This is a genomic window from Acinetobacter sp. ANC 4218 (assembly GCF_002135245.1).
GTDB lineage: Bacteria > Pseudomonadota > Gammaproteobacteria > Pseudomonadales > Moraxellaceae > Acinetobacter.
This window is the reverse complement of the sequence record NZ_NEGD01000008.1, coordinates 76,129-88,107: the sequence shown is the minus strand read 5'-3', so window position 1 is coordinate 88,107 and position 11,979 is coordinate 76,129. Positions and strand designations below refer to the sequence as shown.

Genomic DNA, 11,979 nt, shown 5'->3' with positions numbered 1-11,979 from the left:
TTTTCTTAATTCAAAGATATGCCTAGATTGGTTACTTTTTATTTCTTGCCAAACGTAGCATAGCTTGGCTAAGCTTAGGGTCGCTTACAAAGTCAGCAGCACCACGCAGTAAGTCTTGAGTATCTGGACTAAGGGATCGGGACAGAGATTGGGGTTTTAAAGGGGGTTGCATCTGAATTCTTAATCGTACTTGCAATTTTTGTAAGTCTTTAAATTCAGGTAATTGTAACAATTGTGAGATATATTGCTTTTGAAGATAGGCAAGCTGGCTAATCATGGCTTGATTTGCACCCGTAATCGTCAAAATGCCATGTTGATAACAAACAACTTGCCATTGCTCCGGTTGGGGCAATATCGGTTGAATGAGTTTTGTAAGTTTCTGCCATGCAGCAACTTGTGTAGAGAGAAACGTAAAGTTTCCTGTTTTTAAGTGTTTTCTTGTTTGTTGAAAGATGTTAACTGGTTCCGACATACATTGTTCCTACATACTCGTGTCTTAATCTTACGCACTTCTTTTAGTGGATATCAAGGAAGAGATCACGCAAGGACATTGACTAAGAACAGTTAAAAGAGGTTTTTTATGCATACGCGACGTATTTTATTAGCGTTTTCATTGGCAGCTTCTGCCGCATCTGTGGCTTTTGCAGATTTAGTTGAATTAAATCCTAACTCTAATAATGTATCGGAAGATCGCATTGAACAATTGACTCGTACTTTGGCTCAAGGGTCTTATGCAGAGTCAAATGATATCGATCTTCCTGCTGAAACCAGAATGAATGTTCAATTGCGTGAAAAAACAATTGAATTAAACAATGAATCATTGGCTAAAAAATATGGTTCAAAGAATTCACAAACTTATTCTGGCAATGCTTACTCATGGTTAGTATCTCATCCCCTTCCAGCCATGAAACGTGTGAGCTCAGACTTTGGTGGCCGTACCATGGGTGGCCGCGCTGAAAATCATTCTGGTCTGGATTTGTCCGCACCAAGCGGTACGCCTATTTATGCAACTGGCCCGGGTGTAGTGACCAAATCGGGTTGGGGTACAGGTTATGGCCAATACGTGGAAATTAATCACGGTAATGGCTATTTAACCCGTTATGCGCATGCGTCGCGTTTGATTGCCCGTGTTGGTGATCGCGTAGAAGCTGGAGAGCACATTGCCAATGTGGGTTGTACAGGTCGTTGTACCGGTCCACATTTGCATTATGAAGTAGTGAAAGATGGACAACGCAAAAATCCATCTACTTATTTAGCAATGTTGCCATAAGACAGATGTACATATTCGTTAAAGAGTAACTCTAGGGTATTTAGAGCTTTCAAATATAATAGTATCATTCAAGAGAATAGTTATTGTATAAAAAACCGCCTTTATTGGCGGTTTTTTGTTTTATTGCGTAAAGAATGGTCAATGAGTATTTATTATCTAAATAATAGTGGTATTCCGTATTCAGTTGTGGCGATAACTGATGCCCTCTAAAGTGTGATACATATAGAAACTGTAAATAAGCTTAAGGAATAGGTGAAATATGGCGTTTTATGGTGATACCGACGCGCAAGAAACCCAAGAATGGCAAGATGCATTTGACTCGGTTTTACAGCATATGGGTACAGAGCGTGCTGCATTTTTGTTAGAAAAACTCTATCAGCGCGCGATTGCCAAGCATGTTCCTATTCAGCGTCTAAATACTCCTTATCTTAATACCATTTCAGTTGAAGAAACCCCGGCCATGCCAGGTGACCAGGATATGGAACGCCGTATCCGTGCCCTGATTCGCTGGAATGCCTTGGCAATGGTGTTACGTGCCAATAAAACCGGTGATGACCTGGGTGGTCACCTGGCCAGTTTTGCATCTTCTGCAACCTTGTACGATGTTGGTTTTAACCACTTCTTCCGCGCCAATAGCGACAGCTTTGGTGGTGACATGATCTATTACCAAGGACATTGTGCACCTGGTATTTATGCGCGTTCATTCCTTGAAGGCCGTTTGACTGAAGATCAGCTCAACAATTTCCGCCGTGAAGTGGGTGGTAATGGTTTACCGAGTTATCCGCATCCGTACTTGATGCCGGATTATTGGCAGTTCCCAACCGTATCGATGGGTCTGGGTCCGATCATGTCGATCTATCAGGCGCATATTCAAAAATACTTGATGAACCGTAGCCTGATTAAAGAAGAAGACCGTAAAGTCTGGGCTTACCTCGGCGATGGTGAGATGGATGAGCCAGAAAGTACTGGTGCGATTTCACTTGCTGGCCGTGAAAAGCTGGACAACCTGGTATGGGTGGTGAACTGTAACTTACAACGTCTGGACGGTCCTGTTCGCGGTAACGGTAAAATCATTCAGGAACTTGAATCTTTATTCCGTGGTGCCGGCTGGCGCGTAATTAAAGTCGTGTGGGGTCGTCATTGGGATCCATTACTTGCCAAAGACGAATCTGGTGCTTTAAAAGCCGTGATGGAAGAAGCGGTGGATGGTGATTATCAGCGTTATCAGGTGAAAGGTGGTGCATATACCCGTGCTCACTTCTTTGGTAAATACCCAGAAGCAGAAGCATTGGTCAAAGATTTAAGTGACGAAGATATCGATAACTTAAATCGTGGTGGTCACGATCCATATAAAGTCTATGCTGCGTATGCTGAAGCAATGAAATCAACAGGTCAGCCAACAGTTATCTTGGCGAAGACCGTCAAAGGCTATGGTTTGTCTGAAGAAATTGAAGCGGTCAATAAAACCCACCAAATCAAGAAAATGCAGCTTGAATCACTCAAGTATGTACGCAACCGTTTCAACTTGCCATTTACCGATGAACAGCTTGAAGAAGTTCCATTCTACCGTCCAAGTGAAAACTCGCCTGAAATTAAATATATGAAGGCGCGTCGTGAAGCTTTGGGAGGGTATTTACCCGCTCGTCGTAAAGAAAGTGAATCATTGCCAATCCCTGATTTGTCTGTCTTTGATGCGGTATTAAAAGGTTCAAATGGCAAACAACAATCAACCACGATGGTGATGGTCCGTTTAATCTCGGCACTACTGAAAGAAAAAGCAATTAAAGACCGCGTGGTTCCGATCGTACCGGATGAAGCGCGTACCTTTGGTTTAGAAGGCATGTTCCGTCAGCTCGGTATTTATGCTGCACATGGTCAGAAATATACTCCCGAAGATCAAGAACAGCTGATGAACTATCGTGAAGCCAAAGATGGTCACATGTTGCAGGAAGGAATTAACGAGGCCGGTGCGATGAGTGCATGGGCAGCCTTGGCAACCAGTTATTCAACCAATAACTTGCCGATGATTCCAATGTACATGTACTACTCGATGTTCGGTTTCCAGCGTATTGGCGATATTGCCTGGGCAGCCGGTGATGCACAGGCACAAGGTTTCTTGCTGGGTGCAACTGCGGGCCGTACTACATTGAACGGTGAAGGTTTGCAGCATCAGGATGGTCATTCACATATTCTGGCGAATACTATTCCGAACTGTGTCTCTTATGACCCATGTTTCGGTTATGAACTTGCGGTGATCGTACACGATGGTTTGCAACGCATGTATGTCAATCAGGAACGTGTGTTCTATTACCTGACCGTCATGAACGAAAACTATGAGCATCCTGAAATGCCGCAAGGTGTGGAAGAAGGCATCAAGCGTGGTATGTATCTGCTTGAACAGGATGATAAAGCCACTGTTCAGCTGATGGGTTCCGGTGTGATTCTTCGTGAAGTGATTAAAGCAGCGAAAATCTTACGTGATGAATACCAGATTCACTCGAACGTGTGGAGTGTGACCAGCTTCAATGAACTGGCACGTGATGGCATGGCTTGTGAAGAATACAACCGCCTGCATCCATTGACTGAAGAAGCGAAGGAGTCTTGGGTGTCACAACAATTGCGTGATACTGACGGTATTGTGGTTTCTGCAACCGATCATATGCGTGCATACAGTGAACAGATCCGTGCCTATCTTCCAGACAACCGTCCATTCGTAGCCTTGGGCACCGATGGTTACGGCCGTTCCGATACCCGTGGCAATTTGCGTAGTTACTTCGGTGTTGATGCTGCGCACATTGTCGTGGCAACCTTGAAGAAACTGGCTGATGAAGGTGAAGTTGATGCGCGTTTGGTGAAAGATGCCATCTCCAGCTTCGAACTTGATACTGATCGTCCAGTCGCTTGGGCACCTCAAGCACACCCTGAAATTCAGGCGGTTGCGGACTATAAAGAACAATCAGGTGAGGAGAACTAAGCATGCAAATCAAAACACCTGATATTGGGGTAGATAAAGCCACCGTTGCTGAAATTTTAGTGAAAGTGGGCGATAGCGTTGCGGTAGATGACAGTCTGGTTTTGCTTGAATCGGATAAAGCCTCTGTTGAAGTGCCAAGTACTTCAGCGGGGATCGTGAAAAGTATTACGGTTGTAGCAGGCGATGTGGTTTCAGAAGGTTCGGTCCTGATTGAACTGGAAGCTGAAGACGGTTCAACCAGTGCGACTGAAGTCCAGGAAGTAGATGCTTCACAGAAGACTTCGGAAAATACTCCGACCTCGCTGCCTAATCAGGAAATTATGCAGGAACTGGCATCCCATCAACCAGCAGCTTCTGCACCGAAGGCTCCGACTGGCAGCTCTTCAATTGTTGAAGTGCAAGTCCCTGACATTGGGGTAGAAAAAGCCCTGGTCGGTGAAATTTTGGTTCAGGTAGGTGATGAAATCGCTGTCGATCAAAGCATTGTAGTGGTGGAATCTGATAAAGCCACTGTAGAAGTGCCAAGTACCGTTTCAGGTACGGTTGAGAGCGTTGAAGTTCAGGCAGGTGACACAGTCAAAGAAGGTGTGGTTCTACTCAAAGTGAAAACTGCATCTTCAGCTGCTGAATCAGCACCAAGTACAGCTTCTGTGAATGCGCCAAAAGCAGAAACATCAGTTCAGGCACTTGTAGCCTCTGCACCAAGCGGAGACGTTGAAATTGCTGTGCCTGATCTGGGTGTAGATAAAGCTGTAGTGGCGGAAATTTTAGTTCAAGTCGGTGACACGGTTGAGGCGGATCAAAGCATTATTGTGGTTGAATCTGATAAAGCGACCGTTGAAGTACCAAGCTCATCGGCAGGGGTGATTAAAGCCATTCACGTACAAATGGGGCAAAATGTCTCACAAGGCATGGCTCTGGTAACCATCGAAGTGGAAGGACAGGCAGTTGTAGCTCAGCCAGCTAAAGTTGAAGCTACTCCTGCAGCCAAAGCAGCACCTGCTCCGGCAGCAGTGCCACAAGCGGCTACATCTGTAGAACAAGCACCCGTTCAATCGGCTGATAAGCTGAGCAAAGAGCAGAATGCTGCCAATGCCAAAGTCTATGCCGGTCCTGCGGTGCGTAAGCTGGCACGTGAGTTGGGCGTGGTCTTGGCTGATGTGAAAGCATCTGGTCCACATGCACGCTTGATGAAAGAAGATGTTTTTGCTTATGTAAAAACACGCTTAACTGCACCTCAAGCTGCTCCTGTAGCACAGGCCGTAGCACAAGTTCCTGGTTTACCTGCATTGCCAAACTTCTCGGCATTTGGTGGTGGTGAAGTGAAAGCCATGACCCGTCTGCAACAGGTATCTGTGCCGCAATTGTCATTGAATAACTACATTCCACAGGTGACCCAGTTTGACCTGGCCGATATTACCGAGCTTGAAGCATGGCGCGGTGAACTCAAAGCCAAGTTTAAACAAGACGGTATTAGCCTGACGATTCTGGCTTTTATTGCCAAAGCAGTCGCTCATCTGTTGAAGGAAGAGCCGTATTTTGCAGGCCATTTGGCAGACGATCAAAAATCAGTATTGCTGCGTAATGAAATCCATATGGGGATTGCCGTGGCAACACCGGATGGTTTGACTGTGCCGGTACTTCGCAACCCTGACCAAAAATCAATCAAGCAAATTGCAGTTGAACTGGGTGAATTGAGCAAGAAAGCACGTGACAAGAAATTGTCACCGAAAGACTTGCAAGGGGCAAACTTTACCATTACCAGCCTGGGTTCAATTGGCGGTACCGCATTCACACCATTGGTGAACTGGCCTCAGGTGGCGATTTTAGGTATTTCACCAGCCACCATGCAACCAGTCTGGAATGGTACAGGTTTTGATCCTAAGCTGATGCTTCCATTGTCATTGTCTTATGACCACCGTGTGATTAATGGTGCAGATGCAGCACGCTTTACCCATAAGCTGACCAAATTGTTGGCGGATATCCGTAGTCTGTTGCTCTAATTTTCAGTTTAGGCTACAAAAAACCCTGCTTCGGCAGGGTTTTTTTATGAAATCTTTGGTATTGAGACATACGCAGACTCATTCTTATGATAGGGATAAGATGGTTAACACAGCCGCTTAAAATGATCTTTAATGCAATTTTTGTCATGAGTAGCAATGTTTAGCATTGTCCTGAAATGATATTTTTAAAGTCATTTGAAAATTTTTATCTTTCAGCTTAAAATGCATGCACTTCATTGGGGAGTAGCCGCTTTTTACGCAATGTAAAAAGGTGATGGTCAACATAATTGTTCCACAGAACATGGTCATCATAGCAAAGAACCAAATGATCTTTTGATCACGATTTTCTTTTTGTTGGCAAGACCTTTGATTTACCACTCTGCTCAATTTGGCTAGCAGGAGGGGTGAGTCACAGGTTTTATTATGCTAGCCAGAGAATACATCATGCTTTCAGCCTTCCTGATTTCTTTAGCTGTTGTTGCCTTGTCCGAAATGGGTGACAAAACTCAATTGCTGGCTTTACTGCTGGCCGCGCGTTTCCGTAAACCTGTACCAATTCTGATTGCAATTTTTCTGGCGACCGTGGTCAACCATGGTGTTTCCGCTGTACTGGGTCAATGGATTACGACTGTTCTGAGCCCGACCGTATTGTTATGGATTGTTTCTCTTGGATTTATTGGGATGGCGGCCTGGATGCTGATTCCAGATGAACTGGATGATGAAACTGAAAGCATTAATAAATGGCAAAAATATGGCGTTTTTAGTGCCACGTTTGTTTTATTCTTTCTGGCAGAAATTGGTGATAAAACCCAGATTGCTACCGTGGCCCTTGCCGCGCGCTTTGACAGTGTTGGCTGGGTAACATTGGGAACTACACTGGGCATTATGCTGGTCAATGCTCCTGCGGTCTTTATTGGTAACAAACTGGCAGAAAAACTACCGATTTCACTGATTCATAAAATTGGTGCAGTTGTGTTTTTAGTGATTGGTGTGGCGGCACTGGTACAACATTATTTCTTTTAAATTTGAATAGCATTAAAAAAATCCTGGCATTTTTGTCGGGATTTTTTATTGTGAAATACCACACAATTTACTGATAAATCTACCAGTATTCAGATGTTATTTTGTTGTAAATTTCCATGAATCCCTATATGTTGAGAGGAATTAAAAATTTAGTTTAAAAACGATATTTTGGGGAATGGGTATGGCGTTTGATCGCACCACATCACAGGTACTATTTGATAATGGTACGCATAAATGTATTAGTTTTACCAGTTTAGTGAAAGGTGAAGGTGTACAGGCAAACCAGTTTCTAATCTTGGATCATGAACGTGCTGCAGTGCTTGATCCAGGGGGCGACTTGACCTATGTTCCATTGACCATGGAGCTGAACAAATATACCCGTCTAACCAATCTTGATTATGTCATGGCCTCCCATCAGGACCCCGACATTATTACTTCTATGCCACGCTGGCTGGTCTACACCGAAGCCAAAATAGTAGCATCAAAATTATGGGCACGTTTCTTGCCACATTTGAGCTCGGCTTTCATGAGCGACCGGATGAAAGGGAACTGGCTGGATCGTCTGGTTGAGCTGCCTGACCATGGTCAGGTGATTCCGTTGGGTGAATCGAGCATTGTTGCCGTTCCGGCACATTTTCTGCATTCGGTCGGTAATTTCCAGTTTTATGATCCGATTGCCAAAATTCTGTTTTCTGGTGATATGGGCGCATCCATGGTAGATGATGTCTCTAAACCGCTGGAAAATTTTGCTGCGCATATTCCGAAGATGAAAGGCTTTCATCAACGCTATATGTGTTGCAATAAAGTGATCCGTCTGTGGGTACAAATGGTTCGTAGCATGGATGTGGAAATGATTGTGCCACAGCATGGCACGCCATTTATTGGCAAAGAGCAGATCCATCAATTTTTGGACTGGATTGAAACTTTGGAATGCGGCACAGACCTGATGGACGAAAGCGTATTTACCTGTCCTGAATAGTTCAAGAAAATACAAAATTTTTCTTGAGTCAAAAAACAACATTTTTTATATTTTCTAGCCCAAAAAACTTTTTTGATGACGAGAATTTATAAGAAATGTTGTCTCAAGTTCCTGCACAGGATGCATGTTTAAGCTGTGGCGCATGTTGCGCCTATTTTCGGGTTTCATTTTATTGGGCAGAGGGAATTCCCATGCCTGAACACTATACTGAACCTGTCACAGCAGTCTATTCATGCATGGCAGGAACCAATCAAAAAAATCCACGCTGTATCGCGCTAGAAGGCAGCATAGGTGAACAGGTCAGCTGTGGCATGTACCAGCTGCGCAGTTCCTCGTGTAAAGAAGTGCAAATTGCCGATGAACAATGTAACAAGGCCCGTATGGCCCACAATATGATTCCCTTTATCCAGATTGAGGTAGAGGATGCCGAGAATGATGACAGTTTTGAACGTGTCAGCTAGATCGTGATTCGTCATCCAAGAATAAAAAAGTAGGGCCCTGGCTCTGCTTTTTTATTTAAAAACACACTTTTTTGATGGGTAAAGCCATGATTAGAGGCTTTTGCACTGGTTAGCGGGGCTTGCGGTGTCTAGGTGATACAGCGCGAGGTTTTTTGTTGTCCAGTCTGAATGAAATACTGATCAGGAAATTCAGCCCGAATTGCGGTATTTAAATTCAAAAACCCAATAATATTCAGTAATCTAAATTTATTTTACATTGCTGCCTGAAATAAGCATGAATAAAATTGTTTTTTTTGTTTATAATAGCGCACGGAAATTACCAGTGAGACTGTTATGTTGACCATCGTTCAAGAAGCTTTAACCTTCGATGATGTCTTATTACTCCCTGCCTACTCAACTGTTCTCCCAAAAGATGTCTCCTTAAAGACACGCCTTACTCGTGGCATTAATCTGAATATTCCTCTTGTGTCAGCAGCTATGGATACAGTGACTGAATCCCGTATGGCAATTGCAATGGCGCAAAATGGCGGTATCGGTATCTTGCACAAAAACATGGACATTGCTGCGCAAGCTGCAGAAGTACGCCGTGTGAAAAAATTTGAAGCGGGTATGGTGAAAGATCCTATCACCGTAACGCCAGAAACTACTGTTCGTGAACTGATCGCAATCACTCAAGCTAACAACATCAGCGGTGTGCCTGTGGTTAAAGATGGCAAGGTTGTCGGTATTGTGACCGGTCGTGACACACGTTTCGAAACCAATCTGGAACAACCTGTCAGCAATATCATGACTGGTCAAGACCGTCTGGTAACTGTTCGTGAAAACGAATCAAAAGAAAATATCCAGGCACTTCTACAAAAAAATCGCATTGAAAAAGTACTGGTGGTGGGTGATAACAACGAACTGAAAGGTTTGATTACGGTCACTGATTTCCGTAAAGCGGAACTTTATCCAAACAGCTGTAAAGATGACCTCGGTCGTCTACGTGTCGGTGCGGCAGTCGGTACTGGCGCAGAAACACCAAGCCGTGTTGAAGCACTGGTTGAAGCAGGTGTAGATGCCATTGTTGTCGATACAGCCCATGGTCACTCTGCAGGCGTGATTGAACGTGTTCGCTGGGTCAAAGCCAACTATCCGCAAGTTCAGGTGATTGGCGGTAACATTGCCACTGGTGATGCTGCACTTGCGCTTCTTGATGCCGGTGCAGATGCGGTGAAAGTAGGTATTGGTCCTGGTTCGATCTGTACCACACGTATTGTTGCCGGTATTGGTATGCCGCAAATCTCTGCAATCGACAGCGTTGCCAATGCCTTGAAAGACCAGATTCCTTTAATTGCTGACGGTGGTATCCGCTTCTCTGGCGATATGGCGAAGGCAATTGGTGCCGGTGCAAGCACCATCATGGTCGGTTCATTGATGGCCGGTACTGAAGAAGCACCGGGTGAAGTAGAATTCTTCCAGGGCCGTTATTACAAAGCTTACCGTGGTATGGGTTCATTGGGTGCAATGGCGGGTGCAACAGGTTCTGCTGACCGTTATTTCCAGGACGCTAAAGCCGGTCAGGAAAAACTTGTACCAGAAGGTATTGAAGGTCGCGTACCCTACAAAGGCCCTATGGGTAACATCGTTCATCAAATGATGGGTGGCCTGCGCTCTTCTATGGGTTATACCGGTTCTGCAACCGTGAATGATCTTCGTCAAAATGCCAAGTTTGTGAAAATTACTGCAGCAGGTATGTCTGAATCACACGTGCATGATGTGACCATTACCAAAGAAGCACCGAACTACCGTGTTGGTTGATTTTTAGTAATCAACCTTATGAAAAAGCCGTCATTTATATGACGGCTTTTTTGATTTTGGTGTAAAGTATTTGCATGAAAATGGGATGGTTAATTTCCCTATAAATGTATAAGAAGTGAGTAGAGAAAGAGAATGAGCTATTTTGGTACAGATGGAATTCGTGGAAAGTTTGGGGAACTTCCGATTACACCTGAATTTGCCCTGAAGTTGGGTTTTGCTGCAGGTAAAGTTTTAAAACAGTTCAGTAATAAGAAAAAACCGATTGTTGTGTTGGGTAAGGATACGCGTTTATCAGGCTATATTTTAGAATCTGCATTACAGGCCGGTCTCAATGCGGCGGGTGTATATGTGCATTTGCTTGGTCCTTTACCTACCCCTGCGATTGCCCATTTAACCCGTGCTTTACATGCCAGCTTAGGGATTGTGATTTCAGCTTCACACAATCCTTATTTTGATAATGGAATCAAATTCTTCTCTAGCGAAGGCAAGAAACTGCCGGATGAATTACAGGATGCGATCAATAAAGAGCTCGAAAACGAACTTAAAATTGAAGATACCGCAAACCTGGGTAAAAGTGTGCGTGTAAAAGATGCCAATGGCCGTTACATTGAATTCTGTAAATCGACTTTCCCTTACCATTTTGACCTCAGTAACCTGAAAATTGTGGTGGACTGTGCCAATGGTGCTGCCTATAACGTGGGGCCATCGGTGTTTAAGGAATTGGGTGCCAAAGTCGTAGCACTTTATAATGAACCGGATGGCTTAAACATCAATCAGGACTGTGGTTCGACCCATCCGGAAAACCTGCAAAAAGCCGTGCTTGAACATCAGGCAGATTTGGGTATTGCCTTTGATGGCGATGCAGACCGTGTGATTATGGTGGATAAACATGGTGAGCAAATCACTGGCGATCATATTTTATATATTCTGGCAACACAGGGCTCGAAAAAGCCGGCAGGCATTGTCGGTACGGTCATGAGCAATATGGCACTTGAATTGGCTTTGGAAAAAGCTCAGGTTCCATTTGTCCGTGCCAGCGTAGGTGACCGTTATGTGCTACAAGCCCTGGATGAAAATGGCTGGGCCATTGGTGGTGAACCATCAGGACATATTCTGACGCTGGATAAAAGTACCACAGGCGATGCGATTATAGCTGCCTTACAGGTATTGACTGTCATGGTCGAACAGAAGAAAGCCTTACATGAACTGGTTGAAGGTTTCCATTTATTGCCAAATGTCTTGGTAAATGTACGTTTGCAACAAATGTTTGACCCGTATGCTGTGCCTGCATTGGTGGCTGAATTTGATTGGGCTGCAGCACAATTAAAAGGCCGTGGTCGTTTACTGATTCGTAAGTCAGGAACGGAACCGGTCATTCGGGTGATGGTTGAAGGGGATGATCTGCAAGAAGTCACGGCTTTGGCCAATCAGCTTGCAGACAGTGTACGTTCTAACGCAGTATAAGGGAA

General features: G+C 44.4%; 9 protein-coding genes and 1 riboswitch. Of the genes, 8 read left to right on the top strand and 1 reads right to left on the bottom strand.

Annotated features, from left to right (window positions below; translation table 11 throughout):
* Positions 1 to 31 precede the first annotated feature (31 nt).
* Entirely contained in the window at positions 32 to 472 is a 441-nt protein-coding gene (locus B9T38_RS09330; RefSeq protein WP_086196535.1) for a DUF721 domain-containing protein, read from the bottom strand.
* A gap of 108 nt (positions 473 to 580) precedes the next feature.
* On the opposite strand from B9T38_RS09330, the gene B9T38_RS09325 reads away from it, so the two are divergent.
* From B9T38_RS09325 to glmM, 8 genes are all read left to right on the top strand, one after another.
* Positions 581 to 1,270 carry a M23 family metallopeptidase gene (locus B9T38_RS09325; protein WP_086196534.1) on the top strand — a complete coding sequence of 230 codons (690 nt, stop codon included), beginning with the start codon at positions 581 to 583 and terminating at the stop codon, positions 1,268 to 1,270.
* Between the two features lie 259 nt (positions 1,271 to 1,529).
* Positions 1,530 to 4,244 (top strand): pyruvate dehydrogenase (acetyl-transferring), homodimeric type, encoded by a 2,715-nt coding sequence (gene aceE / locus B9T38_RS09320; protein ID WP_086196533.1) that lies wholly within the window; start codon positions 1,530 to 1,532, stop codon positions 4,242 to 4,244.
* A 2-nt stretch (positions 4,245 to 4,246) separates the two neighbouring features.
* A complete protein-coding gene (locus B9T38_RS09315; protein WP_086196532.1) occupies positions 4,247 to 6,247 on the top strand; it encodes a 2-oxo acid dehydrogenase subunit E2 in 2,001 nt (666 codons plus the stop codon).
* Between the two features lie 226 nt (positions 6,248 to 6,473).
* Positions 6,474 to 6,619: riboswitch (yybP-ykoY riboswitch) on the top strand.
* Positions 6,620 to 6,691: 72 nt separating this feature from the next.
* Entirely contained in the window at positions 6,692 to 7,270 is a 579-nt protein-coding gene (locus B9T38_RS09310) for a TMEM165/GDT1 family protein (RefSeq protein WP_086196531.1), read from the top strand.
* Positions 7,271 to 7,451: 181 nt separating this feature from the next.
* Positions 7,452 to 8,249, top strand: coding sequence for an oxygen-binding di-iron domain-containing protein (locus B9T38_RS09305; protein ID WP_086196618.1), 798 nt, complete (start codon positions 7,452 to 7,454; stop codon positions 8,247 to 8,249).
* Between the two features lie 95 nt (positions 8,250 to 8,344).
* Positions 8,345 to 8,710 carry a YkgJ family cysteine cluster protein gene (locus tag B9T38_RS09300; protein ID WP_086196530.1) on the top strand — a complete coding sequence of 122 codons (366 nt, stop codon included), beginning with the start codon at positions 8,345 to 8,347 and terminating at the stop codon, positions 8,708 to 8,710.
* 333 nt (positions 8,711 to 9,043) lie between these two features.
* Positions 9,044 to 10,510: an IMP dehydrogenase gene (gene guaB / locus B9T38_RS09295; protein ID WP_086196529.1), complete on the top strand. Its 1,467-nt coding sequence runs from the start codon at positions 9,044 to 9,046 to the stop codon at positions 10,508 to 10,510.
* Positions 10,511 to 10,642: 132 nt separating this feature from the next.
* Entirely contained in the window at positions 10,643 to 11,974 is a 1,332-nt protein-coding gene (gene glmM, locus B9T38_RS09290; RefSeq protein WP_086196528.1) for a phosphoglucosamine mutase, read from the top strand.
* Positions 11,975 to 11,979: the final 5 nt, after the last annotated feature.